Below are 23896 nucleotides of genomic sequence, written 5' to 3'. Positions count from 1 at the left end.
CAAAGAGCCCCGTCGCTTGCCGGCGGGGCGCTGGTGACATGCAACTGCGAAGACTACCGCGCGCGCGTTCCCGACGCCCCCCCAGTTCCGATGGTTGTCGTTGTCGTGACGGTTACGAGGGAAACCGGATCAGGCGGCATGGGTTCAAGGTACCGCGATCGACGGGGACATGTCGATTCACGTCGATTGCAGCGGATTCCCCTATCCGTGAAATTAGCGACGGTAGATGTATTCGAGGTCGGTCGATTCCCCGACCTTGAAATCATACGTGCCGACCTGCCTGAAGCCGGCCTTCTCGTAGAACGCGATGGCCTTCGCGTTGCCGGACCACACGCCTAGCCATACCGGACCGGGGCGTTCGTCGGACAGATAAGCCAGCGCGGCATCGAACAACGTGCGTCCGGCGCCGGTTCCCTGCGTACCCCGTCGAAGGTAGATCTGATGGATCTCGCCCGAACCGTCGGCCACTTCCGGATGCGGGAGCTTGCACGGCCCCGCGTGTGCATAGCCGACCAGCGTACCGTCGTCGTCTTCGGCGACCCACGTGCGGCACTGTGGGTCGACGAGCTGTTCGCTGACCGTTTCAACCGAGTAGCTGCGCGCCTCGTACGCGGCAAGATCGTTCGGCGGATAGTTGATGCCGAAGCCGTCCTGCAGAAAGGTTTCGCGAAACGTATCGCGCTTCAAGTCGGCAAGCGGGGCTGCATCGGCCAGTGTCGCAACGCGGATCAACATCGGGGGTTTCTCGCTTCGGTGGTCGGGCAGACAGTGTATCGCGAGCGACATCCGGCCGGCGCGTCGTTACCCGCTAGCCGCCGATCGTTGCCGTCGGGCGCACGACGATCTCGTTCACGTCGACATCGGCGGGCTGCGCGATCGCTTCCGGTTCGAGCGCAATGCTGCGGTACTTCGCCATCAGGTCGGCGGCGGTCGGGTCCGTGATCGTGTCGGCCAGTTCGGACGTCACGACACCGGGGCAGATGCTCGTGACGCGCAGCTTGTCGTTCTCCTGCCGCAAGCCATCGGAAATTGCGCGCACCGCATACTTCGTCGCGCAATAGACGGCGGCCGTCGGCGATACCCGCAACCCGCCGATCGACGATACGTTGATGATCTGCCCGAAACCCTGGCGATTCATCACCGGCAGTGCGGCTGCGATGCCGTACAGCACGCCCTTGATGTTGACGTCGACCATCCGGTCCCACTCGTCGACTTTCAGCGACGCCATCGGCGAAAGCGGCATGACGCCTGCGTTGTTGACGATGACGTCGATATGGCCATACTCGGCGAGCGCGGCTTCGACGAACGCGACGTTGTCGTCGCGCTTCGTGACGTCGAGCGCACGCCACGAAGCGGTGCCGCCCAGGGTGCGAATGTTGCCGGCCAGGTCCGCAAGACGCTCGGTACGGCGTGCGCCGAGCATCAGGCGCGCACCGCGCTCGCCCAGATAGCGGGCGGTGGCTTCGCCGATCCCGCTGCTTGCGCCGGTGATCAGGACCACTTTCTGTTCGATGTTGTGGTTCGTCATGTTCATTCCTCGGTTCACGGTGAAGAGACGTCAGCATCGCGCGGAAGGGGGCGCCGGCGTTATCCTGCGAGTCCGCATTTCTTGCACGATTCTCCGAGAATGCATGGGGCACGAACGGGAATGCGCTTCCCGGATCAGGAAAGGAAGGCGCCGATATTGCAGTGCAGCGAAAGGGGTGGGTGCGCGCCTCGCCCGGCCATCGTGACGAACTGGAATTCCGGTGCGTCAATCATGCGGATGCCGATGGTTGAGAGCCGGCGGACATGCTAGGATTTCCGTCAAACAACTTCGGAGACGCTGCGATGCCGTTCATCTGCGAAAACGTCGAATGTCGCGCCGTGCTGGCTCGCGGGCAAGTCAAGCCCCATCAGGACGACGCGGGGTGGTGCTTCCACTGCCCGGACTGCAAGGCCAGGAACGAGTTGATGAATCTCGGCGTCGTCGGCGGGGCGGTCGAGCTGGTTCAGCCGGAGCGCGCCAGCCCGCCGCACAAGGTCGTCGCGACGGCCCGGCCGCTGGACGATGGCCGATACGCGGCGCAGTTGAGCGTTCAGCGGGCGCTCGCCGTGAAGGGGACATACGCGGCCGAAGAGCACTGGGATCAGCTCGGCGTCTTCGGCGATGCACAGGAAGCGGTCGCGCATGCGCGGTCGTTCGCAACGGATTTGCTGCAACGCGCGGTGGCCTAGCCGGCCGTTTTCCGTACACGAAGAAGGGGCGTCGCGCAGGAATGCACGACGCCCTTTTGCGTCTTCTGCCCGTGTTCGTCAGTTGTAAATGTCGAACGCGAAGTACTTCTTCGCGATTCGCTGATACGTGCCGTCCTGAATCAGGCTCGCGAGTGCCTGGTTGATCTGCGTGCGCAGCGCGTCGTCGTCCTTGCGCATGCCGATCGCCGAACCCACACCGAGCGTCTTGGGATCATGCAGCGCCGGCCCCGCAAATTCGAAATTCGCACCCTTCGCGGTCTTCAGGAAGCCGAGATCGGCCTGCACCGACGACTGCAACGACGCGTCGAGCCGGCCCGACAGCAAATCCTGATACACGAGATCCTGCGTCTGGTACGTGCGGACGATCACACCCTTCGGTTCCCAGTAGGTGCGCGCATAGGTTTCCTGCGTCGTCCCCTGTTCGACGCCGACACTCTTCCCCTGCAGCGACTCCGGCGTCGGCTGCAGGTTCGCGCCGCGCCGCGCGACGAGGCGCGGCGGCACGTTGTTGATCTTGTCGGTGAACGCGATCTGCGCGAGGCGCTTCTCGGTCACGCTCATCGACGACAGCACGCCGTCGAACTTGCGTGCCTTCAACGCCGGGATCATCCCGTCGAACGCGTTCTCGACCCACACGCAGCGCACCTTCATCCGTTCGCAGATCGCATTGCCGAGATCGATGTCGAAGCCGACGAGCTTGCCGTCGGGCGCGAGCGATTCGAACGGCGCGTAGCTGGGATCGACGCCGAGGCGCAGCACCGCCGGGTCTTTCGCGGCGGCGGCGCCTGCCGCCAGCGCGAGCGCGGCGGCCAGAACGAGCTTTTTCATGATTGTCTCCATTACCGGTTGATGTTGTTTGTCGTGAAGCGGGGAAGCGGCCATTGGGCGTGACGGCCCGCGCCCGGCCATGCGCGGGCGGCGGGGCGGTCGCAGGAGAAGGCCGGCGGCCGCCCGGATTCGAAGGGGGGTTTAGCGGGCGGCGCCGGCGATGCGCGCCATGCTGTTCCGGTAGCCGGCGGGCGAGAACACGGCGTTCAGCGCGGCCGTCGACGCGATCACGCCGAGATGCATCCACCACGCGATCGCGAAGCCGCCGCCCGCGTCGCGCAGCCAGCCGATCAACCAGGGGCTCGCTGCGACGGTCAGGAAGCCGATGCCCTGCACGAACGCGGCCAGTGCGCCGGCAAGTCGTGCATCGGGCAGGTGGTCGAGCGTGACGATCAGGCTCATCGAGAAGAAGCCGCCCAGCCCGAGGCCGACACTCGCGACCCACAGCCACGGCGCGAGCGCGGGCAGCGTCGCGAATCCGATGAAGCCGACCGCCTGCAGCGCCTGCGTGAGCCACAGCACGGCGCGACGGTCGGCCGATCGCTTCGCGAGCATCGGCATCGCCAGTGCACCGGTGGCCTGGAACAGCGCCATCCACGCGAGCAGGTTGCCGCTCGCCTGCGGGCTCATGCCCACGCTGCGGTAGAACGCCGGCAGCCACGCGACGAGGCTCGCATAGCCGCTGTTGCTGAGGCCGAAGAACAGCGCGAGCTGCCATGCGCGCGGGATGCGGACGAACGCGGTGATCGACGCCGACGCGGCCGTCGCTTGCACGGTGTCGCGCGGTGCTTTCGCGCGCCACAGCGCGAGCGTGACGAGGGCGGGCACCGCCCATACGGCGAGCGCGAGATGCCAGCCGCCGTGCGCGGCGAGCCACGGGCTTGCCATCGCGCCGAATGCGCCGCCGCCGACGAGCGCCGCCGAGTAGAGGCCCATCGCGAGCGGCAACCGGTCGACGAACCAGCGTTTCGCAAGGCCCGGCACGAGCGCCTGGATTACCGCGACACCCGCGCCGGCGGCGATGGCGGTCGCGATCAGCCCCGCGCTGCCGTGCGTCCACAGGCGCGCCGTGCAGCCGGCGGCGATCAGCGCGAGCGCGGCGGTCAGCGCACGCTGCTCGCCGAAGCGCCGCGCGAGCCCGACGCCGGCCCCGGCGACGACCCCCATCAGCACGAACGGCAGCGTGGTCAGCAGCGCGGCCGCGCGAAACCCGAGGCCCGTGTCGGCGCGTACGACGTCGAGCACGGGGCCGAACGCGGTCAGGAACGGGCGCAGGTTGAGGCCGGCCAGTACCAGCAGCGCGAGTGCGCCATAGGACACGGAAGCCGCGTGCGGGCGGTGGACGGCTTGCGCGGTGCCGGGGTCGGTCATCGGGATGCTCCAGGGAGGGGCCGGTGGCCCTGTGATGCGATGCCGAAAGGGTAAGCGCGCGCTACGCCAGGTGAAAATTAAATATTCGACTGGGAATCAGTGCGGATTGCGATGGGGTGAAGGCAGCCGAAGGGGCCGGATGGGAAGGCCGGCGAGGCGGGCGGCGGCGCCCGCCGCGTGCGGTCATGCAGCCGGCGCCTGCCGCGCACCGGCCTGGTCGCGCGCTGCGACGAGCGCCCGGATGCGCGCGCGGTCGGCCGGCGTCGCCGGCGTGAAGATCACGAGGCTCAGGTCGGGGCGGCCGGTGACCGAGAACGCCGAATAGTCGAACGCGATCCGGCCGGCCTGCGGATGGCGGATTTCTTTCGTACTTTCGTCATGCGAATGGATGTCGTGGTCGCGCCACATCGTGTCGAATTCGGCGCTCGTCGCGCGCATCTCGTCGACGAACGCCTGCACGGCCTGCGTCGCGCCAATGCGCGCGACGTCCGCACGAAACGCGCCGACCGCGAACCGCGCGACGCGCTCCCAGTTCGACTGCGCATCGCGCACGCCCGCGTCGACGAAGATCAGCCGCAGGATGTTGCGCGCGGCGGGGGGCAGCGTCGCGTAGTCGGTCAGCGTGGCGGCCGCCGCGTCGTTCCAGGCGACGACGTCCCACGTCGCCGAGCGCACGATCGCGGGGCTCGCGTCGAGCGAATCGAGCACGTGCTGCAGGCGCGGCGTTACACCGGCCGGCGCGCGATAGCGCACGTCGGGCGGATGGCCGACGCCGATCAGGAACAGGTGTTCGCGTTCGGCTTCGTTCAGCATCAGTGCGCGGGCGAGCCGGTCGAGCACATCGGCCGACGGTGCGCCGCCGCGCCCCTGTTCGAGCCACGTGTACCACGCGGCGCTCACATGCGCGCGCTGCGCGACTTCCTCGCGCCGCAGGCCCGGCGTGCGGCGGCGGGTGGCCGGCAGCCCGAGCGCGGCCGGGTCGAGTTTCTCGCGGCGGTCCCGCAGGTACGCGCCGAGCAGGTTGTCGGGGGCGTCAGCCATATCCTGTTAGTTCGTTTACCGGTAAACCGTCACGACTTCACCGCGAGCGGCCATCGACAGATAGTAAGCCTCCATTTCATCCGGAGGTACTGAACATGCGTGTCTTTGTTACGGGAGCGTCGGGATTCGTCGGCTCGGCCGTCGTCGCCGAACTGGTTGCCGCCGGGCACTCGGTGCTCGGGCTCGCGCGGTCCGAAGCGGCGGCCGCGTCGGTGGCCGCCGCAGGCGCCGACGTGCATCGCGGGTCGCTGGAAGATCTCGGCAGCCTGACGCGCGGCGCCGAAGCCGCCGACGCGGTGATCCACACGGGATTCAATCACGACTTCTCGCGCTTCGCGCAGAACTGCGAACTCGATCGCCGTGCGATCGAGACGGTTGGCGCGGTACTCGCGGGTTCGGCGCGGCCGCTGGTCGTCACGTCGGGGCTGGCGCTCGTCGCGCCGGGCCGCGAGGCGACGGAAGACGATTCGCACGTGCCGGTGTCGCCGGCCTATCCGCGTGCGTCCGAAGCGGCCGCGGTCGCGCTGGAAGCGCGCGGCGTACATGCGTCGGTCGTACGCTTGCCGCCGTCCGTACACGGCGACGGCGATCACGGTTTCGTCCCGTGGCTGATTGCATTCGCGAGGGAGAAGGGGGCTTCGGCGGTCGTCGGCGACGGCGGCAATCGCTGGCCGGCCGTGCACCGGCTCGACGCGGCGCGTGTGTACCGGCTCGCGATCGAACGCGGGACGGGCGGCGCGCGCTATCACGCGGTCGACGATACCGGTGTGCGGTTTTGCGAGATCGCGGACGTGATCGGCCGGCGGCTGAACGTACCGGTCGTCACGAAGTCGCCGGCGGAGGCCGGCGAGCATTTCGGCTGGTTCGCGATGTTTGCCGGGATGGATGCGCCGGCCACCAGCGAGCGCACGCGCGCATTGCTCGACTGGGTGCCGACGCAGCCGCGGCTGCTGGCCGACATCGATCGGCCGCGGTATTTCGAAAGCTGAGCGGGCGGCGGGCAGCGCCCGCCGCGCACGGCTCAGACCGTGACGACGATCTTGCCGACCTGCGCACCGGCTTCCATGTAGCGGTGCGCGTCGGCGATGTCGTCGAACGCGAACGTGCGGTCGATCAGCGGCTTCAGCGCGCCGGCCGCGAGCCCGTCGACGATGAAGCGCTTCGCGCGCTCGAGCCGTTGCGCGTCGCCGGTGATCTCGAACAGCTCGTAGCCGCGCAGCGTCAGGTGGCGCGCGAGCAGATCCATCACCGGCACCGGGATGTCGCGCGTATCGAGTGCGCCGTACTGGAAGAACGTGCCGTTCGTGGCCAGCGCGCGCAGCAGGTTCGCCGCATCGGGGCCGCCGACCGGATCGAACACGAGGCGTGCGCCGGTGCCGCCGGTGATCTCCGCCACTTGCTGCGGCAGGTCGGCCGGGCTGCCGGCGATCACGTGCTTCGCGCCCGCGTCGAGCAACGCCTGACGCTTCGATTCGCCGCGCGTCAGCGCGATCGGCACTGCGCCGATGTGGTTCGCGACCTGGATCGCCGCCTGCCCGACGCTGCTCGACGCTGCGCCGATCAACACCGCATCGCCGCGCTTCAGTCCGCCGAGTTCTATCAGCGCGCCGTAGGCCGTGACGAACATCATCCACGTCGCGGCGGCTTCCTCGAACGACAGGCTGTCCGGATGCCTGACCACGGCGTGCGCGGGCACGTTGACCACCTCGCCGTACATCCCGTAGTCGGCAAACGAGAACGCCGGTACGACGCTCACCGCGTCGCCTTCGGCGAATGCCGTCACGTTGCGGCCGACTGCCGCGACCACGCCCGACGCCTCGTAGCCGAGCGATGCCGGAAAGCGCGGCATGAACGTGTATTCGCCGCTGCGGAACATGACTTCCGCGCGATTGAGGCCGATCGCCTTCACGCGCAGCTGAATCTCGTCGGGGCCTGGCGCGGGCACGTCGATGGTGTCGATCTGCAGGACGTCGGGGCCGCCGATGCGGTGGAAACGAACGATGCGGGACATGGATTGCTCCTTCGATGAACGGGTGTCGATGAAGAAGCATCGTAGGCGGGTGTCCGCGCCGGATAAACGTGCGCCGGGATCATTGATTGTTATTTGACGAATAACAATGGATGCCAACGTATGTGTGGCCGTCGATGTCCGATGGACTACGCTGGTTGGGCGACCGGCGCCGCGATACCCGGCACGTCGTCGAATGCTGCTTCAAATGCATCAAACATCGCCATCGTTTCGCTGTGTGTGACGACGCGGTTCGTGACCGACACAAGTTGCCTGTGTGCCGTTCACCAGTGAATTGCGTTTTATGCGTGCCACTCTATATTGAGATCTGCGCCTGTCGATATGAGGAATAAAAAGGATGACTACTCAATCGAACGTGATCGAAATATTCCGGACTCAGGCGGCGCGTGACGGGGACGCGTCAGCCGTGGTTTCGGAGCATGAATGCCTGAGTTACAGGGAACTGGACCTTCGGAGCGATGCGGTGGCGCGTGCATTGCGGGCGCGAGGCATCGCAAGCGGCGACCTCGTGCCGATCGAGGCGGCGCGGAACGCGGCGTTCATTGTCGGCATCCTCGGCATCCTGAAGGCGGGCGCAACCTATGTGCCGATCGACGAACGCTATCCCGACGCCCGCAAACATCACATCCTGCGGCAATGCAATGCCGCGCTGGTATTGACGGCCCGTACGGCGCCGCGCGATGCGGCAGCGCCGTTCGCGAGCGTGGCGGACCTGTCCGCGTGGCGGCCGGATCGCGACGATGCACGCGCAACGCAACATGCCGATGCGCAGGGCGGCGCGATCTACGTGATCTTCACGTCCGGCTCCACCGGTGCGCCGAAGGGCGTGATCGTCGAACATGCCGCCGTGTCGGCGCTCGTCGATTGGCACAACGTACGTTTCGCGATGAACGGTGCAAGCCGTACGACGCTGATGGCCGGCCTCGGCTTCGATGTATCGCAGTGGGAAATCTGGTCGGCCCTTTGCGCGGGCGCGACGTTGTGTCTGCCGGACGACGAAACGCGTGTGGACGCCGACGCGCTCGTCGGCTTCTTCACCCGCCACCGGATCACGCATGCGTACGTGCCCACCGTGATGGTGGCTGACGTGGTCGGTGTCGGCCAGCCTGCGGACCTGAAGCTGAAGTACCTGTTTACGGCCGGTGAAAAGCTCGGCCCGATCGATACCGGCAGGATCGCTTACACGGTGATCGATTACTACGGGCCGACCGAAGCGACGATCTTCGCGACTTGCCAGGTTGTGCCGAGCGCGGCACTCGGCCGTCCGGAGTCGATCGGGCGGCCCGTCGGCGCGACGGAGATCCTGATCCTGAACGACGCACGGGATGCTGTAACGGGGAGCGACGTCGGCGAGATCTGCATCGGCGGGCCGGGCCTGGCCCGCGGCTACCTGGGCAACCCGGCGCTGACCCGCGAGAAATTTCGTCCGCACCCGCGGCAGCCCGGCCGGATCATCTATCGCACGGGCGATCTCGGGCGCTGGCTGGACGACGGCTCGATCCAGTTCCTCGGGCGCCTGGACGATCAGGTCAAGATTCGCGGCAATCTGGTCGAGCTGAGCGAAGTTCACGCTGCGCTTGTCCGGTCCGGCGAAGTGCGCAGGGCCGTGGTGCTGGCATTGCCCGGCGCGGCCGGAGCCGGGATGGAGCTTGTCGCGTTCGTCGTGCCGCGCGATCCCGCCGTGCCGGATGCGCGTATCGTCGATGCACTCAAGGCCAGCGTCCGGCAAACCCTGCCCGATTACATGTGGCCCGTCGGTCACGTGCTGCTGGACGGCATGCCGGTGACGGCGAACGGCAAGACCGACCGGGCCGCGCTCGAACTTCGATACCGCGAAGCACAGCGCAGCCGGACGGAGCCGGCGCTGTATTCCGCCGTCGAGCGGATCGTCGCGGATGCATTCGTCGCGTTGACCGGCCACGCGTCCTTTCGCAAGACCGATGGTTTCTTCGATATAGGCGGCAACTCGCTGCTGACCGCGAAGCTCGCGAGGGCGTTGTCGGACGCGGCGGGGACGAAGATGCTGATCCGGGACGTCTACGAGCACCAATCGGTGGAGGCGCTTGCACGCGAAATCGAGCGACGTGCCGCCAGCGCGGCGCGCGCGATCGAACGCGAGCCGGTTTATGCGCTGGAGAACGATATCCGCGTGCCGGACGAAGCGGATTTCAGCGGAGCGTTCGACGAGGCGCTGCTCGCGTGTCCGCGCACGATCCTGCTGACGGGCGCCACGGGATTCGTCGGCGTCCACTTGCTGGCCGAACTGCTCGCGACGACGTCGGCGGCCGTGCATTGTCTGGTGCGCGCGAAGGATGCGGCAGCGGGGCGGGCGCGGATCGATGAAAAACTGCGCGCGTACGACGTGAACCTCGGGCCAGGCGAGCGTTCGCGCATCCGCGTGTGGGCGGGCGACGTCACGCAAGCGCGCTTCGGCATGAACGAGCACGACTACGCGGCGCTGGCGGACGGGATCGACCTCGTTTACCACTCGGCCAGCGCGGTCAATTTCATCCAGCCGTATTCGTACATGAAGCGGATCAACGTGGACGGCCTGGCCCGGATCCTCGCATTTGCCGGATGCCGGCGAACCAAGGCGCTGATCCTGCTGTCGACGATCTCGGTGTACAGCTGGGGCCATCGTGTCACCGGCAAGACCATGATGACCGAGGCGGACGACATCGATCAGAACCTGCCGGCGGTGCTCGAGGACATCGGCTATACGCGCAGCAAGTGGGTGATGGAGAAAATGGCCGGCCTGGCTGCGCTGCGCGGCCTGCCGCTGATGACCTTCCGGCTCGGCTACGCGACGTTTCACGGCGAGACCGGCGTGAGCGCGGACTATCAATGGTGGGGGCGGCTGGTCAGGACGTGCATCGCGCGCGGCACCGTGCCCGACCTGCACGACCTGCGCGAAGGGCTGACGAGCGTCGACTACATGACGAAAGCGCTCGCGCGGATTTCGCGCAATCCGGCGGCGCTGGGGCGGAAGTTCAACCTGATCAATTCGCCCGAGTCCGACCTGACGCTGAAGGCGTTTTTCTCGAGGCTCGAACGATACTTCGACCTGCGGTTCAGGGTCGTTCCGTACCGCGAATGGCTCGATGCATGGAAGACGGATATCGACGCACCGCTGTATCCGCTGTTGAGCCTGTTCGACGACAACATTCGCGATGGCCTGAGCACGGTCGAGCTGTATCAGAACAATTACGTGTGGGACTGTCGCAACGTGGTCGCGTTTCTGGAAGGCAGCGGCATCGAGCAGCCGGCATTTTCCCGCGAACAGCTGGCGCGGTACATGGAGCGGTCGATCGGTTATCGGGTCGCGGCTACGCCGGGTAACGCCGCGCGAACAGGTCGGTGAGCCAGTCGATGAAGGCGCGCACCTTGTCCGACAGGTGCGCGCGGTTCGGGTACAGCACCGACACCGGCTTCGGCACGGCCGGCACGCCGGGCAGCAGTTCGATCAGCAGGCCCGCGTCGATGCTCGACTGCAGCGCGGGCCGCAGCGCATGCACGATGCCGAGGCCCGCGAGCCCGCAGGACAGCAGCGCTTCCGAGTTGTCCGTGAGCAGGCTGCTCGTGAGCTTCACCGCGACGGTTTCGCCGTGCGGGCGAAACGTCCACTCGAGCACGCGGCGATTGCTGCCGGTGAAGAAGTTGACCGCGCGATGCGTACGCAGGTCGTCCAGCGTGCGCGGCAAGCCGTGCCGCGAAACATAGGCAGGCGACGCGCACGTGACCATCGGCACCGCGCCGACCGTGCGCGCGACCATGCTCGAATCCTTGAGCGTGCCGACCCGCACGACGCAGTCGATGCCTTCGCCGATCAGGTCGACCGGCTGGTCGCTTGCCCCGAGCACGAGTTCGATCTGCGGATAGCGCTGCTGAAAGTCGGGCAGCGCGGGAATCACGACCGTCTTCGCCAGCGCCAGCGCGATGTCGATCCGCAACCGGCCCTTCGGCACCGCCCGCTGTTTGGGGAATGACGCGAACGCATCGTCGATGCTGCCGAGCAGCTGCACGCAGCGCGCATGAAACGCTTCGCCTTCCGCCGTCACGCTGACGCGCCGCGTGCTGCGGTTCAGCAGCCGCACGCCGAGCGCCTGTTCGAGCTGCTGCACGGCTTTCGTGACGGCCGGCCGATGCAACTGCAGTGCGTCGGCGGCCTGCGTGAAGTTGCCGCGCTCGACGATCTGTACGTAGATCTGCATCGCTTGCAGGCGGTCCATGGCGTTCCCGGGTGTCGTGGCGAGCGGCCATCTTCGCACACCGTCCGACACCCGTGCGCAGCCGCCCGCCGCGCATCACGCGACCGGATGCAGGTCCTGCAGCAGCGTCGGCACGAGTTCCGACACGGTCGGGTGGATATGCATCGCGCGGCTGATCGTCGTGTACGGCGCGCCGGCGGCCATCACGTCGAGCATGCCGTGCACGACTTCGTCGCCGGTCACGCCGAGGATCGACGCGCCGAGGATCGCGTGGCTGTCCGCATCGACGATCACCTTCATGAAGCCCTGGCTTTCGCCTTTCTCGACCGCTCGCCCGACGCGCGTCATCGGGCGCGTGCCGACCAGCAGCCGGCGGCCGGTCTGTTTCGCTTCCGCGAGCGTCATGCCGACGCGGCCGAGCGGCGGGTCGATGTACATCGCGTAGGCCGTGATGCGGTCGGACACCTTGCGCGGATCGTCGTCGAGCAGGTTCGCCGCGACGATCTCGTAGTCGTTGTACGCGGTGTGCGTGAACGCGCCGCGTCCGTTGCAGTCGCCGAGCGCCCAGATGCCGGGCACGTTCGTGCGCAGCTGCTCGTCGACGGCGATGTAGCCGCGCGCGTCGGTTGCGACGCCCGCCCGGTCGAGCCCGAGATCGTCGGTGTTCGGCACGCGGCCGACCGCGAGCAGCAGGTGCGAGCCCGCGACCTCGCGGCCGCCGCCCGCGCAGTCGAGGCCGACCACGACACCGTTGCCGTCGCGCCGTGCGCTCAGGCAGTTCGCGTCGAGCTGCACGTCGATCCCTTCGTTCTCGAGAATCTCGCGCACGGCCTGCGACACGTCCTCGTCCTCGCGGCGGATCAGGCGCGCGCCTTTCTCGACGATCGTGACCTTCGATCCGAAGCGGCGGTACATCTGGCCGAATTCGAGTCCGACATAGCTGCCGCCGACGATCACGAGATGGTCCGGCAGGAAGTCGACGTCCATCATCGTCGAATTGGTCAGGTACGGCACCGAGTCGAGGCCGGGCATCGCGGGTACCTGTGCGCGGCCGCCGACGTTGACGAAGATGCGTTCGGCTTCGAGCAGTTCATCGCCCACGCGCACCGCGTCGGCGCGCTCGAATCGGGCGTGACCCTGAAACACGGTCGTGTTCGCGAGGCCGCGCACCCATTGCTCGACGCCGTGGTTCGAGCGGCCGGCAACCTGGTCCTTGCGTGCCTTCACGGCTTTCATGTCGACGGTGACGGGGCCCACCGACACGCCGTATTCGCCGGCGCGCCGTGCGAGCTGCGCGGCGTACGCGCTCGCGATCAGCGTCTTGGTCGGGATGCAGCCGGTGTTCACGCAGGTGCCGCCGAAACGGCCGCGCTCGACGATCGCGACTTTCAGGCCGGCGGCGGCGAGCCGCGCGGCGAGCGGCGGCCCGGCCTGGCCCGTGCCGATGACGATCGCGTCGAAGTGTTGCGTCATGACGTCCTCCTGGGCGGATGCAGCGAGGAAAGGGGCAGGCGCGAACCGCGTGCCGTGCCCGCGGTCGCCGAGGGGCGACGAGCGCCTATGGTAGACCTGTTGGCGCGGCGTCGCGAGAGGCGGGCGGGCGATGGCCGCCGCATGGAAACCACGGCGCTGCCGACGGCATCGATGCGTGCCGCGCGCGGCGGCTAGTCCTTGCGTTTCCACTGCCCGAACGACACCGGCTGGTGCGCGTCGGCGCGCGTGACGGTGACGTGGTCGGGCTTGTCGTCGATCGGGAACGATTCGGTGACGATCTGGTTCGAGAACAGCCAGCCGTGCGTGCGCGGGTCGTAGCGGAACGTGATGTAGTCGGTCCAGTGCTGCCCGCACGCGACGAAGTTCTGCACCGTGAAATAGCGGCCCTTCACCGCAAGGCCGTTGTCGGCGGCATCGTCGGGATCGAACGGATCGCACTGGCCGCCTTCGTTCGCGCGCAGCACCACCTGGTCGTTGCGCGCGGCGAGCCGGAAGGTGCGGTCGGCCTGCTCCTCGTAGATCAGCAGCGGGCGCGGCGACGGTTGTTCGCGCGTATCGACCGCGCGATGCGCGACGACGAGAAAACTGTGCCGCCCGTTGTCGAGCGCCGGCCCGGCTTTCGCGAGCAGCGGCTGGTAGCCGGGCGGCAGTTGCGTGGCGATCGACTTCGGCAGGTCGTCGGCGCGGGCGGCGGCAGGCAGCGCCGCGAGCAACGGGAGCAGCAGGGTAGCGAGGCGGAGAACGCGCATGGCGGGAGGTCCGGTCGAAAGGAGGAAAGGGTTGCTGGCCGCGGGCGGTTACAGATCGCGCCCGAGAAATTCGGTGCCCGGCACCGGATTGAACGCGACGGGCGGTGCGGGCGTAAAACCGAGCGACGCATACAGTTGCCGTGCGGCGACGAACTCCGGAAGCACGTCGAGGCACATGCGCGCGTAGCCGGCCGCCTTCGCGTCGCGCAGCAGCCGTTCGACGAGCTGGCGGCCGACATTCAGCCCGCGCGCCTCGGGGCGTACGTACACACGCTTCATCTCGCACGCCGTATCGTCGATTTCGCGAAACGCCGCGCAGCCGACCACGCGCTCGCCGTGCCACGCGAGCAGCAGCAACCCGCGCGGCGCCGCGTATTTGCCGGGCAGCGCGGCGATTTCCGGCTCGTAGTCCTGGAATTCGAGGCTGACGGTCGGGCTCGCGATGTACTCGCGGAAGATCGCTTCGACGGCTGCGGCGTCGTCGGGGTAGCAGGCGGCGCGGATTTCGATCATGGCGGCGGGGCGGGATGACGGGAAAAAGGGTCAGCATAGCAGCGCGCGGCCGCTTTCGGCCACGTGCGAAGCGTGCCAGAATCAGCGGCTCGACCGTCGGAAACGACACGCCGGCGCCGGCGAATCGGCGCCGCTGACCAAGGAGACTTCGATGACTGCATCGGCTGCCGTACTCGCCATCCTGGCTGCGCTGTTTCTCGGCGCGATGATTCCGGGCCCGAGCTTCGTGCTGGTTGCCCGCAATTCGATCGGGCTGTCGCGCCGCGACGGGCTCGCCACCGCGCTGGGCATGGGCATCGGCGGCATCGTGTTCGGCGGCGTCGCGCTGGCCGGGCTCTACACGCTGCTGCAAGCCGTCGAATGGCTCTATGTGGGCCTCAAGGTCGCGGGCGGCGCATACCTGATCTACATGGCGTCGAAGATCTGGCGCGGCGCCGACCGGCCGATCGCGATGGACGACCCGCAGGCGATGGCGGGCGGCAGCGCGCGCAAGTCGTTCCTGACGGGCCTCACGACCCAGCTCAGCAACCCGAAGACGGCGATCTGGTACGGCAGCATTTTCGCGGCGCTGCTCCCGCAGCATCCGCCGCTGTGGTGTTACCTCGTGCTGCCGCCGCTGGTGTTCGCCGTCGAATTCGGCTGGTACACGCTCGTCGCGCTGTGCTTCTCGACGCGCCGGCCGCGCGAGCTTTACCTGCGCGCCAAGAAGTGGGTCGACCGCATCGCGGCCGGTGCGATCACGCTGCTCGGGCTGCGGCTGATCCTGAACGCGCCGAAGGCGGGGATCTGACCGCCTCGTTCCTGACCTGACACGCATCGTACGGCGGCCAGCCATCCCCGGGCTGGCCGCCGGCGCGAACCGGCCGGGCCGCCGCCCGATCGCGCAGCGGGGTTCCGCAAACGCGTTGCTTCCTCATGACGCGGCCGCTCGCCGAGCTGCCGCCAGCCCTGTTCCCGACTCCCCGCCACCGCCTGCCGAGCCTTGCGCGACGGGCGTTCGCGTGTGTCGCACGACGCGCCGGACGGCGTCGCGCGCCCGATTCTGGCGGCCGACCTCCCGGCGACGTGTAAACTGCTGCCTTTTTTGACGGTTTGCAGCATGGTGCAAGCACCTCCGCGCCCGGCGCTGAGCGGTCCGACACTCGTCCGGCTGCTCGCGCGCCTGGCCGATGCCGACGTCGCGGAATCCCGGCAGACGCTGTCCGACCGGCTGAGCCAGTGGCTCGGCTGGACCGACGCGATCACGCTGTCGTCCGCGCTGACTGCGAGCCCGCCGGGCGTCGCGGCCGGCGTGCGCGGCTACGATGCGGAACGCGACTGCACACGCGTGCGGCACGACCTCGCGCAGGCGATCACGGCCACCAACCGGCCGCGCGCGCGGCGCCGGCCCGGCGACCTGCCGCCGCCGGCCGCCGATACGGCCGATTTCGCGGACTTCCGCCAGCGTTATCTGACCCTCCAACAGGATATGGAGACGGCGATCGGCCAGTTGCGCGGCCGCCTGCGGGTCGCGCTCGCCGCGCGCTCGTCCGGGATGGCGCGGCTCGCGACGCTCGACACGATCATGGAGCGCGTGCTCGGCGCGCGCGAGCGCAGCCTGCTGTCGGCCGTGCCCGCGCTGCTCGGCACGCGGTTCGGGCGGTTGCGCGACGCGGAGCGGCAGGCGCTGGCCGATGCCGAATCCGCCGCCGCGGCAGCCGCCGCCGACCCGGCCGATCCGGCTGACGATCGCGCGGCGGCCGACACTACGACCGTCGCGACCGTCGCGGCCATCGTGCCCGGCACATGGCTCGATACGTTTCGCGACGAGATGCAAAGCATCCTGCTTGCCGAACTCGAAGTCCGGTTTCAAACGGTAGACGGGCTGCTCGCGGCCCTTCGCACCTGCTAATCAACACGCTATGTCCAGAATTCGCCTTGATCTCGTTGTCTTCGTCGCCGGTCTGCTCGCAGTGGGCTGGATCGGTGTCGGCTATATCGCGTCGAACCCGCTGGCGTCGGCCGTCACGCTGCTGATCGGCGCGTGCTACGTCGCCGGCGCGTGGGAGCTGCTGCGCTACCGGCAGGCGACCGCCACGCTGTCGCGCGCGGTGGCCGGCCTGACCGAGCCGCCCGCGACGCTCGACACATGGCTCGACACCCTGCACCCGGGCCTGCGCGGCGCGGTGCGCGCCCGTGTCGAAGGCGCACGCGTCGCGCTGCCCGGCCCGGCGCTCACGCCTTACCTCGTCGGCCTGCTGGTGCTGCTCGGCATGCTCGGTACGCTGCTCGGGATGGTCGTCACGCTGAAGGGCACCGGCGCCGCACTCGAAAGCGCGACCGATCTCGATGCGATCCGCGCGTCGCTGATCGCGCCGGTGAAGGGGCTCGGGTTCGCGTTCGGCACGTCGATCGCCGGTGTCGCGACGTCCGCGATGCTCGGGCTGCTGTCCGCGCTCGTGCGCCGCGAGCGGATCGATGCGGCCCAGCAGCTCGACGCGAAGATCGCGACGACGCTGCGCGTGCATTCGTCCGCGCATCAGCGCGACGAATCGTTCCGGCTGCTGCAGCGCCAGGCCGACGTGATGCCGGCGCTGGTTGACCGGCTGCAGACGATGATGACGACGCTCGAGGCGCGCAGCGTTGCGCTGCACGACCGTCAGCTTGAAAGCCAGCAGGCGTTTTTCGACCGGACCGAGCGCGCGTATGCGGGGCTCGCGTCGAACGTCGGCGACGCGCTGAAGGAAAGCGCCGCCGAAAGCGCACGGGTGGCCGGTGCAGCGCTGCAGCCGGTCGTCGCCGCGACGATGACGGGGCTCGCGCAGGAGATGGCCGCGCTGCGCGACACCGTGACCGGCGCCGTGCAGCGTCAGCTCGACGGGCTGACGGCAGGCTTCGAGAAGACCACCGGCAACGTGACGGCCGTCTGGAACCGCGCGATCGACGAACAACGTCAGGCGGGCGACGCCGTCGCGCAGCGACTGCAGACGACGCTCGGCCAGTTCACCGACACCTTCGCGCAGCGTTCGACGGACCTGCTCGACGGCGTCGCGACGCGTCTCGAATCGACCGAAGGCCGGCTGTCGGATGCGTGGCGCGATGCGCTGGCGCGTCAGGAGCAGGTCGGCGAGGCGCTCGCGGGCCAGCACGCGCGGGCGTTGGGTGAAGCCGCCGCGACGTTCGAGCGCCATTCGGGCGCGACGCTCGCCGCGATGCGCGAGTCGCACGCGGGGCTGCAGACCGATCTGGCGGTGCGCGACGAACAGCGCCTCACGGCGTGGAACGACTCGCTGGCCGCGATGGCCGCGAAGCTGGGCGACGAATGGCAGCGCGCGGGTGTGCATAGCGCGGGCCGCCAGCAGGAAATCTGCGATGCGCTTGCCCAGACGACGCGTGATCTCACCACGCAGGCTTCGACGTTCGAACAACGTTCGAGCGATCTGCTGTCGACGATTCGCGAGTCGCATACGGGCCTGCAAGCGCAGCTTGCCGCACGCGACGACGAACGTTTGTCGGCATGGAACGACTCGCTGGCCGCGATGGCCACGAAGCTGGGTGACGAATGGCAGCGCGCGGGCGTGCATAGCGCGGGCCGCCAGCAGGAAATCTGCGACGCGCTCGCCCAAACGACGCGCGACCTCACCACGCAGGCTTCGACGTTCGAACAGCGCTCGACCGATCTGCTGTCGACGATCCGCGATTCGCATACGGGCCTGCAATCGCAGCTCGCGGCACGCGACGAAGAACGTCTGTCGGCATGGAACGACTCGCTGGCCGCGATGGCCGCGAAGCTCGGCGACGAATGGCAGCGCGCGGGTGTGCACAGCGCCGGCCGTCAGCAGGAAATCTGCGACGCGCTCGCCCAGACGACGCGCGACCTCACCACGCAGGCGTCGACGTTCGAACAACGCTCGAACGACCTGCTGTCGACGATCCGCGATTCGCATACGGGCCTGCAATCGCAGCTCGCCGCACGCGATGAAGCGCGCCTGTCGGCATGGAACGACTCGCTGGCCGCGATGGCCGCGAAGCTGGGTGACGAATGGCAGCGCGCGGGTGTGCACAGCGCCGGCCGTCAGCAGGAAATCTGCGACGCGCTCGCCCAGACGACGCGCGATCTGACCACGCAAGCTGCAACGTTCGAACAACGCTCGAACGACTTGCTGTCGACGATTCGCGACTCGCATGCCGGCCTGCAGACGCAACTGGCCGCACGCGACGAAGCCCGCCTGTCCGCATGGAACGATTCGCTCGCCGCGATGGCGGCCGCGCTGCGCGACGAATGGGCGCAGACGAGCGCGCAGGCCGCGACGCGCCAGCAGGACATCTGCGACACGCTGACCCGCACCGCGAACGACATCACCGCGCAGGCGCAAGTGCACGCGAGCGACACGATCAACGAAATCGCACGCCTCGTGCAGGCTGCGTCGGAAGCACCGAAGGCCGCGGCCGACGTCGTCGCCGAACTGCGCCAGCGCCTGTCCGACAGCATGGTGCGCGACACCGCGACGCTCGAGGAGCGCAGCCGCCTGCTCGCGACGCTCGAAACGCTGCTCGGCGCGGTCAACCACGCGTCGACCGAACAGCGCACCGCGATCGACGCGCTCGTCAGCACGTCGGCCGATCTGCTCGATCGCGTCGGCGCGCGCTTCAACGACACCGTCGATGCCGAAACGCGCAAGCTTGACTCGGTGGCCGCGCAGGTCACGGCCGGCGCCGTCGAAGTGGCGAGCCTCGGCGATGCGTTCGGGATGGCCGTACAGGTATTCGGCGAATCGAACGACAAGCTGCTGACCCATCTGCAGCGCATCGAGGCCGCGCTCGAGAAATCGCTCGCGCGCAGTGACGAGCAGCTCGAGTACTACGTCGCGCAGGCGCGCGAGGTGATCGACCTGAGCGTGATGTCGCAGAAGCAGATCGTCGAAGACCTGCAGCATCTCGCCGGCCGGCGGGCACCCGTCGGAGCGTAACGCATGCACGACGAAATCGACGGCGGCGCGGAATCGGCGCCGGTATGGCCCGCGTTCGCCGACCTGATGTCGGTGTTGCTCGGCGCGTTCGTGCTGATCCTCGTCGGCGTGATCGGCATGCAGCTTCAGTTGACGTCGAAGCTCGAGGAAGCCGTGCGTGCGCGCCAGCTCGAGGCGCAGCAGCGCAAGTCGCTCGAACAGGCGCTCGCCGGGCCGCTCGCGGCCGGCCGCGTGACGCTCGTGAACGGGCGCATCGGCATCAGCGGCAACGTGCTGTTTGCGCTGAACTCCGATCAGTTGCAGCCGGCGGGCCGCGACCTGCTGAAGACGCTGGCTGTACCGCTGGCCACGTACCTGAAGACGCGCGACGAGATCCTGATGATCAGCGGCTTCGCCGACGACCAGCAGGTGCATGCCGGCAACCGCCTGTTCGCGGACAACTGGGAGCTGTCGGCCAAGCGCGCGTTGACGGTCACGCGCGCGCTGATCGACGCCGGCGTACCGGCGGCGTCGGTGTTCGCGGCTGCGTTCGGCTCCGAGCAGCCGGTCAGCTCGAACGCGGACGATGAAGGCCGCGCGAAGAACCGCCGCGTGGAGATCGCGCCGGTGCCGCGCAAGTCGGCATCGAACGGAGGGAAGGCGAAGTGACGGGCGACGCGACGCACGTGCGCGCAACGCTCGACGCATGGCGCGAGCAGGGCGCCGACCAGCTCGATCCCGTGCGCTTTCACCGGATCGACGCGCTCGAACGGCGCGCGGCCGCGCTCGAGGGCGGCGCGCGCGCGTTGCTCGACGCGCGGCTGGCGACGTTGCTCGACGGTTTTGCCGAGGTCGTTGCGCGGGCCGGTGAAGCCGGCCCCATGCGCGACGCGCTGGCTGCCGTGACGGCGGCGCCCGCACATGGCGGGCTCGCGGCGCTCGTCGAAGGGCTGGCTCGCGATGCGCAGGCCGACCGGCGCGGGCTCGATCCCGAACTGGTCGACTACTTCCGCGCGATGTGGTCGAAAGTCCGCACGGAACAGCAGTACCGGCAATCGCTCGACCAGGTGCCGCGCAACGCGGGGCCGCTCAATTCGAACAGTCTCGTGCACCGGTCGCTTGCGACGATGCGCGAGTTGTCGCCTGAATACCTGCAGCAGTTCCTGTCCTATGTCGATGCGCTCGCGTGGCTCGAGGATCTCGCCGGCGGCGGCGCGCAGCCCGAGAAGGAAGCGCCGCGCGCAAAGGCGGCCAAGCCGGCGAAGAAGGTGACGCGCGCCAAGGCGCGATAACGCGATGCCGCACGCGTTCGGGCGTGCGGGTTGCCTATCGGCCCGGCGGCGTGGCGTCGATTGCCGCGCGCAGCGCGTGCAACGCGTCGGCGAGCGCCGACGCGAACGGCGGATGCGCGGCGATGCCGGCCGCGTCGAGCTGGCTCCCGAGAACCGGCAGCGTGATCGACGCGGGTTCGACGATGCGCGCCGACATCACCGACAGCGTTTCCCGCAGCGCCGCGTCCGCATGGGTCGCGCGCGGTGACGCATTCAGCACCGCGACCGGTTTGTACACGACCGCTTCGCATCCCACGACCCAGTCCAGCGCGTTCTTCATCACGCCCGTTACGCCGTGTGCGTATTCCGGGCTGGCGATCAGCATGCCGTCGGCTGCGTTCAGGCGGTCGATCAGGTCGCGCACCGCAGCAGGCGACGGATATTCGGCATCGGGATTGAACAACGGGAATTCGCCGAGACGATCGAAGCGCGTGACATGCATGCCGTGCGGGGCGACGCGTGCGGCCGCATCGAGCAGTGCGGCGTTGTACGATTGCGCGCGGAGGCTGCCGCACAGCGCGACGATGTCGATGCGGCGGTCGGCGTCGGGTCGGGGATCGGTGGTCATCGAGGTGCGTTTCGGTTGGCGCGCAATGCGCAGCCGCGTCGCGCGGATCCGACGGATTATCGCATCGGCGGCCGGGCGTCGTCGTGTCCGTTGCCGATGCTTGCGTCCCGGCGTGTCGCGTTTAATACCATCGCGGGATCGCACCGAACCGGTTCCGTATCGCTCATGCCGGCCGCCCGCGCGAATTCCGTCATCGTCCATCCATTCCCGAGCAACAGCCGCCGCGTATGCAGCGCACCGTGCACGTCGTCGGCGACGACATCGCCGAGATAGTGCAGCGCACGGCCCGCGACATCGACGAAGCCGTGCCGGTAATCCTGCGCGAGCGCCGTCCACAACTGCGCGGCACCGACCGACTGGCGCGCGCCGCTGAGCAGGCACAGGCCCGCGTCGAGCCCCCAGCGGTACAGCGTCGTCGCGACGCCTTTGCGTTGCGCCGAGCCGCGCAGCCGCGTGTGCGGCGCGCGCAGGTAGCGGTCGGCGCGGCGCGGGATCTCGGGCAGCCGGTTGAACACCGTGTAGCCGGCGAGCTGGCGCGCGGCCGGATCTTCGACGTACAGGAAGTATTCGCCATCCGCTTCGCGGTGGCGGACGATCAGGCCCGAGCGGCCGAGCGCGACGGCCGGCAGGCCGTGCAGGCGATGGCCCGGCTGGTGGAGGCGTTCATGAAGGAGGTCGAGTTCGTCGTCGATGTCGTGCTGGGAATGCTGTACGTCGATACGCATGGCAAAGGCCGCCCGTCGCGGGCGGTTCGGGAAAGAGGTTCATCGCAAATGGGAAACGAATGGGTGCGGCCCCCGGGCTCGGCGCAGCGAGCCGGGGCCGCGAATCAGCTGGGGATGTGCTGGAAACCGGCGGCGATCGCGGCGAGGCCCGCGATGCAGAGTGCGAACAGGATCAGGACTTTGTGGATCACGCCTCTTTCCTCATGAATGCGCGGCGCCGGCGGGCGGCATCGCGGAGACGGTGAGCGGCGGGCACGGCCCGCACGGCCGTCGTGCGGAACGACGGTCGGGTGTCGGCGCGACGGATCGTGCGCGGACGGCCAGCACCCTACGCGAGGTGCCGGGGGGCGGCAATCGGGCAGGCGGAGAAAAGCGACGAAAAGAGGAGAATCGCGGTGTTTCGCGACAATTGGCCGCAAGGGGGCGTGAGCCGATGCCGTGCGAGAGGCTGCGGATGGTCGTGGCCGCGTTGCGCGTTCGCGCCGCGAAATCGCATACACTGCACGGCTAACGACCCCCACAAGGATCTGATCATGGGAGCGGGCCCGTCCACGGATCGCTGAGCCGCAGCAACCTTCTTCACCCGGTTGTTGCGGCGATCTCCTCTCGTCACTGACTCAGCAGGCAGATTGCCGCCGGATTTCCTTTGTCCGAGCGGAAGCCTTGTCATGCCTGATCAATCTGCGCCCGCATGGGCCTACTCGTTGCCGTCGGCCCTGCTGCTGATGGCCCCCTTCGATCTCCTCGCGTCGCTGGCCATGGACGTGTATCTGCCGGTGGTTCCGGAGATGCCGTCGGCGTTGCATGCGTCGCCCGCGATGGTTCAGTTGACGCTAAGCGTCTACATGGTCGTGCTTGGCGTGGGCCAGTTGATGTTCGGCCCGTTGTCGGATCGTGTCGGACGGCGGCCGGTCCTGCTGGGCGGCGCGCTGCTGTTCTCGGCGGCCTCGCTGGCGCTCGCGATGGCAAGCAGCGGTGACGTATTCGTTGCGCTGCGTCTGCTGCAGGCGCTGGGTGCGTCCGCCGTCCTCGTGGCTACCTTCGCGACGGTGCGCGACGTCTACGCCGGCCGGCCGGAAGGCAGCACCCTCTACAGTCAGTTCGGCGCGATCCTGGCGTTCGTGCCGGCGCTCGGGCCGATGCTCGGTGCAGGCATTGCGCACGGTTTCGGATGGCGCGCGATCTTCGTGACGCTCGGTCTGGCCGGATGTCTGGCACTCGGCCGCGCGTGGTCGCGCTGGCATGAAACGCGACCGCCGGTGAAGAGCAGGCCACGACTGCCGGTGGCGTCGATCATGCGCAACCAGTCGTTCCGGGTCCATGCGCTCGGTTTCGGCACTGCAATGGGTGCCTTTTTCGTGTTCTTCTCGATCGCGCCGCGTGTGCTCATCGGTCGTGCCGGTTTTTCCCGCACCGAATTCAGTGCGGCATTTGCCACCGTCGCGATCGTGATGATCATCGCCGCGCGCTTTGCGCGATGGTTCGTGCCGCGCTGGGGCATTCCGGGCTGCTTCGTCCGCGGCGCCGGCGTCATGATGACGGGGGCCATCGTCCTGGCGGCCTGCACCGTCGCGATGGCGCCGTCATTCGTCGCGTTCGTGATGCCGATGTGGATCGTCGCGGTCGGCATCGTTCTCATGTCGTCGGTGACGGCGAACGGTGCGCTTCGGGATTTCGACGATGCCGCGGGAACCGCGGTCGCGCTGTATTACTGTGTTCAGAGCCTGATCGTCGGCGGGGCCGGCACGTTTGCGACCTTGGTACTGCCGGGCGATACGCCGTGGCCGTTGGCGGGATTTTGCTTCGTCATGCCGGCGGCATGCGTCGTCGCGATTTCCATGTTGAAGCGCCGATGCGGATGAGCCGGCGGCGT

General features: G+C 68.3%; 21 protein-coding genes. 9 read left to right on the top strand and 12 right to left on the bottom strand.

Annotated elements, in window-relative coordinates; all coding sequences use genetic code 11:
* Positions 1-213: 213 nt before the first annotated feature.
* The gene (locus tag BLA15945_RS15350) at positions 214-735 is read right to left on the bottom strand and encodes a GNAT family N-acetyltransferase (RefSeq protein WP_059237512.1); all 522 of its coding nucleotides are present in this window, start codon (positions 733-735) and stop codon (positions 214-216) included.
* A 73-nt stretch (positions 736-808) separates the two neighbouring features.
* Positions 809-1528 carry an SDR family oxidoreductase gene (locus tag BLA15945_RS15345; RefSeq protein ID WP_174992810.1) on the bottom strand — a complete coding sequence of 240 codons (720 nt, stop codon included), beginning with the start codon at positions 1526-1528 and terminating at the stop codon, positions 809-811.
* Between the two features lie 302 nt (positions 1529-1830).
* On the opposite strand from BLA15945_RS15345, the gene BLA15945_RS15340 reads away from it, so the two are divergent.
* Positions 1831-2217, top strand: a complete 387-nt coding sequence (locus BLA15945_RS15340; protein WP_059237511.1) for a hypothetical protein — start codon at positions 1831-1833, stop codon at positions 2215-2217.
* A 78-nt stretch (positions 2218-2295) separates the two neighbouring features.
* Here BLA15945_RS15340 and BLA15945_RS15335 read toward each other — a convergent pair whose 3' ends face one another.
* The 3 genes from BLA15945_RS15335 to BLA15945_RS15325 form a co-directional block, all read right to left on the bottom strand.
* Positions 2296-3066 carry an ABC transporter substrate-binding protein gene (locus BLA15945_RS15335; protein ID WP_059240794.1) on the bottom strand — a complete coding sequence of 257 codons (771 nt, stop codon included), beginning with the start codon at positions 3064-3066 and terminating at the stop codon, positions 2296-2298.
* Between the two features lie 141 nt (positions 3067-3207).
* Positions 3208-4437 (bottom strand): cyanate transporter, encoded by a 1230-nt coding sequence (locus BLA15945_RS15330; protein WP_174992809.1) that lies wholly within the window; start codon positions 4435-4437, stop codon positions 3208-3210.
* Positions 4438-4620: 183 nt separating this feature from the next.
* Positions 4621-5478, bottom strand: a complete 858-nt coding sequence (locus BLA15945_RS15325; RefSeq protein ID WP_174992808.1) for a helix-turn-helix transcriptional regulator — start codon at positions 5476-5478, stop codon at positions 4621-4623.
* A gap of 95 nt (positions 5479-5573) precedes the next feature.
* On the opposite strand from BLA15945_RS15325, the gene BLA15945_RS15320 reads away from it, so the two are divergent.
* Positions 5574-6467 (top strand): SDR family oxidoreductase, encoded by an 894-nt coding sequence (locus tag BLA15945_RS15320; RefSeq protein WP_174992807.1) that lies wholly within the window; start codon positions 5574-5576, stop codon positions 6465-6467.
* A gap of 32 nt (positions 6468-6499) precedes the next feature.
* On the opposite strand, the gene BLA15945_RS15315 is transcribed toward BLA15945_RS15320, so the two are convergent.
* Entirely contained in the window at positions 6500-7489 is a 990-nt protein-coding gene (locus tag BLA15945_RS15315; RefSeq protein ID WP_174992806.1) for a zinc-dependent alcohol dehydrogenase family protein, read from the bottom strand.
* Positions 7490-7844: 355 nt separating this feature from the next.
* Between BLA15945_RS15315 and BLA15945_RS15310 the strand changes: the two genes are divergently transcribed.
* A complete protein-coding gene (locus tag BLA15945_RS15310) occupies positions 7845-10868 on the top strand; it encodes an amino acid adenylation domain-containing protein (RefSeq protein ID WP_174992805.1) in 3024 nt (1007 codons plus the stop codon).
* On the opposite strand, the gene BLA15945_RS15305 is transcribed toward BLA15945_RS15310, so the two are convergent.
* The 4 genes from BLA15945_RS15305 to BLA15945_RS15290 form a co-directional block, all read right to left on the bottom strand.
* Positions 10834-11736 (bottom strand): LysR family transcriptional regulator, encoded by a 903-nt coding sequence (locus BLA15945_RS15305; RefSeq protein WP_174992804.1) that lies wholly within the window; start codon positions 11734-11736, stop codon positions 10834-10836. The two genes, BLA15945_RS15310 and BLA15945_RS15305, sit on opposite strands and share 35 nt — an antisense overlap.
* A 75-nt stretch (positions 11737-11811) precedes the next feature.
* Positions 11812-13188: an FAD-containing oxidoreductase gene (locus tag BLA15945_RS15300; protein ID WP_059237505.1), complete on the bottom strand. Its 1377-nt coding sequence runs from the start codon at positions 13186-13188 to the stop codon at positions 11812-11814.
* Positions 13189-13379: 191 nt separating this feature from the next.
* Positions 13380-13958, bottom strand: coding sequence for a hypothetical protein (locus BLA15945_RS15295; protein WP_174992803.1), 579 nt, complete (start codon positions 13956-13958; stop codon positions 13380-13382).
* A gap of 48 nt (positions 13959-14006) precedes the next feature.
* Positions 14007-14471, bottom strand: a complete 465-nt coding sequence (locus tag BLA15945_RS15290; RefSeq protein WP_059237503.1) for a GNAT family N-acetyltransferase — start codon at positions 14469-14471, stop codon at positions 14007-14009.
* A 151-nt stretch (positions 14472-14622) separates the two neighbouring features.
* Between BLA15945_RS15290 and BLA15945_RS15285 the strand changes: the two genes are divergently transcribed.
* The 5 genes from BLA15945_RS15285 to BLA15945_RS15265 all read left to right on the top strand — a co-directional run bounded on the left by BLA15945_RS15285 (position 14623) and on the right by BLA15945_RS15265 (position 20691).
* Positions 14623-15261: a LysE family translocator gene (locus BLA15945_RS15285; RefSeq protein ID WP_012493146.1), complete on the top strand. Its 639-nt coding sequence runs from the start codon at positions 14623-14625 to the stop codon at positions 15259-15261.
* Between the two features lie 309 nt (positions 15262-15570).
* Positions 15571-16362 (top strand): DUF3348 domain-containing protein, encoded by a 792-nt coding sequence (locus BLA15945_RS15280; RefSeq protein ID WP_059240792.1) that lies wholly within the window; start codon positions 15571-15573, stop codon positions 16360-16362.
* A 10-nt stretch (positions 16363-16372) separates the two neighbouring features.
* A complete protein-coding gene (locus BLA15945_RS15275) occupies positions 16373-19420 on the top strand; it encodes a DUF802 domain-containing protein (RefSeq protein WP_059237502.1) in 3048 nt (1015 codons plus the stop codon).
* A 3-nt stretch (positions 19421-19423) separates the two neighbouring features.
* Positions 19424-20068, top strand: a complete 645-nt coding sequence (locus tag BLA15945_RS15270) for an OmpA family protein (protein WP_059237501.1) — start codon at positions 19424-19426, stop codon at positions 20066-20068.
* Complete coding sequence (locus tag BLA15945_RS15265; protein WP_059237500.1) at positions 20065-20691, top strand: DUF2894 domain-containing protein; 627 nt, start codon at positions 20065-20067, stop codon at positions 20689-20691. Before BLA15945_RS15270 ends, BLA15945_RS15265 begins: the two co-directional genes overlap by 4 nt.
* Positions 20692-20725: 34 nt before the next feature.
* Here the strand turns inward: BLA15945_RS15265 and BLA15945_RS15260 are convergent, their stop codons facing one another.
* Positions 20726-21298, bottom strand: coding sequence for an NADPH-dependent FMN reductase (locus BLA15945_RS15260; RefSeq protein WP_059237499.1), 573 nt, complete (start codon positions 21296-21298; stop codon positions 20726-20728).
* Between the two features lie 56 nt (positions 21299-21354).
* Positions 21355-22023: a histone acetyltransferase gene (locus BLA15945_RS15255; protein WP_226195926.1), complete on the bottom strand. Its 669-nt coding sequence runs from the start codon at positions 22021-22023 to the stop codon at positions 21355-21357.
* Between the two features lie 668 nt (positions 22024-22691).
* Between BLA15945_RS15255 and cml the strand changes: the two genes are divergently transcribed.
* Positions 22692-23885 carry a CmlA/FloR family chloramphenicol efflux MFS transporter gene (cml, locus tag BLA15945_RS15250; RefSeq protein WP_059237498.1) on the top strand — a complete coding sequence of 398 codons (1194 nt, stop codon included), beginning with the start codon at positions 22692-22694 and terminating at the stop codon, positions 23883-23885.
* The last annotated feature ends 11 nt before the right edge of the window (positions 23886-23896 follow it).

Origin of the sequence: Burkholderia arboris (assembly GCF_902499125.1) — a bacterium.
Classification (GTDB): Bacteria; Pseudomonadota; Gammaproteobacteria; order Burkholderiales; family Burkholderiaceae; genus Burkholderia; species Burkholderia arboris.
The sequence above is the reverse complement of the archived record's forward strand: the minus strand, read 5'-3'. Positions and strand labels throughout refer to the sequence as shown.

Coding starts and splice junctions, on each gene's coding strand:
- BLA15945_RS15310 (WP_174992805.1), top strand. CDS start 7,845: ATGACTACTCAATCGAACGTGATCGAAATATTCCGGACTCAGGCGGCG.
- BLA15945_RS15255 (WP_226195926.1), bottom strand. CDS start 22,023: ATGCGTATCGACGTACAGCATTCCCAGCACGACATCGACGACGAACTC.
- BLA15945_RS15330 (WP_174992809.1), bottom strand. CDS start 4,437: ATGACCGACCCCGGCACCGCGCAAGCCGTCCACCGCCCGCACGCGGCT.
- BLA15945_RS15300 (WP_059237505.1), bottom strand. CDS start 13,188: ATGACGCAACACTTCGACGCGATCGTCATCGGCACGGGCCAGGCCGGG.
- BLA15945_RS15335 (WP_059240794.1), bottom strand. CDS start 3,066: ATGAAAAAGCTCGTTCTGGCCGCCGCGCTCGCGCTGGCGGCAGGCGCC.
- BLA15945_RS15290 (WP_059237503.1), bottom strand. CDS start 14,471: ATGATCGAAATCCGCGCCGCCTGCTACCCCGACGACGCCGCAGCCGTC.
- BLA15945_RS15260 (WP_059237499.1), bottom strand. CDS start 21,298: ATGACCACCGATCCCCGACCCGACGCCGACCGCCGCATCGACATCGTC.
- BLA15945_RS15270 (WP_059237501.1), top strand. CDS start 19,424: ATGCACGACGAAATCGACGGCGGCGCGGAATCGGCGCCGGTATGGCCC.
- BLA15945_RS15325 (WP_174992808.1), bottom strand. CDS start 5,478: ATGGCTGACGCCCCCGACAACCTGCTCGGCGCGTACCTGCGGGACCGC.
- BLA15945_RS15305 (WP_174992804.1), bottom strand. CDS start 11,736: ATGGACCGCCTGCAAGCGATGCAGATCTACGTACAGATCGTCGAGCGC.
- BLA15945_RS15315 (WP_174992806.1), bottom strand. CDS start 7,489: ATGTCCCGCATCGTTCGTTTCCACCGCATCGGCGGCCCCGACGTCCTG.
- BLA15945_RS15275 (WP_059237502.1), top strand. CDS start 16,373: ATGTCCAGAATTCGCCTTGATCTCGTTGTCTTCGTCGCCGGTCTGCTC.
- BLA15945_RS15285 (WP_012493146.1), top strand. CDS start 14,623: ATGACTGCATCGGCTGCCGTACTCGCCATCCTGGCTGCGCTGTTTCTC.
- BLA15945_RS15280 (WP_059240792.1), top strand. CDS start 15,571: ATGGTGCAAGCACCTCCGCGCCCGGCGCTGAGCGGTCCGACACTCGTC.
- cml (WP_059237498.1), top strand. CDS start 22,692: ATGCCTGATCAATCTGCGCCCGCATGGGCCTACTCGTTGCCGTCGGCC.
- BLA15945_RS15320 (WP_174992807.1), top strand. CDS start 5,574: ATGCGTGTCTTTGTTACGGGAGCGTCGGGATTCGTCGGCTCGGCCGTC.
- BLA15945_RS15350 (WP_059237512.1), bottom strand. CDS start 735: ATGTTGATCCGCGTTGCGACACTGGCCGATGCAGCCCCGCTTGCCGAC.
- BLA15945_RS15345 (WP_174992810.1), bottom strand. CDS start 1,528: ATGACGAACCACAACATCGAACAGAAAGTGGTCCTGATCACCGGCGCA.
- BLA15945_RS15295 (WP_174992803.1), bottom strand. CDS start 13,958: ATGCGCGTTCTCCGCCTCGCTACCCTGCTGCTCCCGTTGCTCGCGGCG.
- BLA15945_RS15340 (WP_059237511.1), top strand. CDS start 1,831: ATGCCGTTCATCTGCGAAAACGTCGAATGTCGCGCCGTGCTGGCTCGC.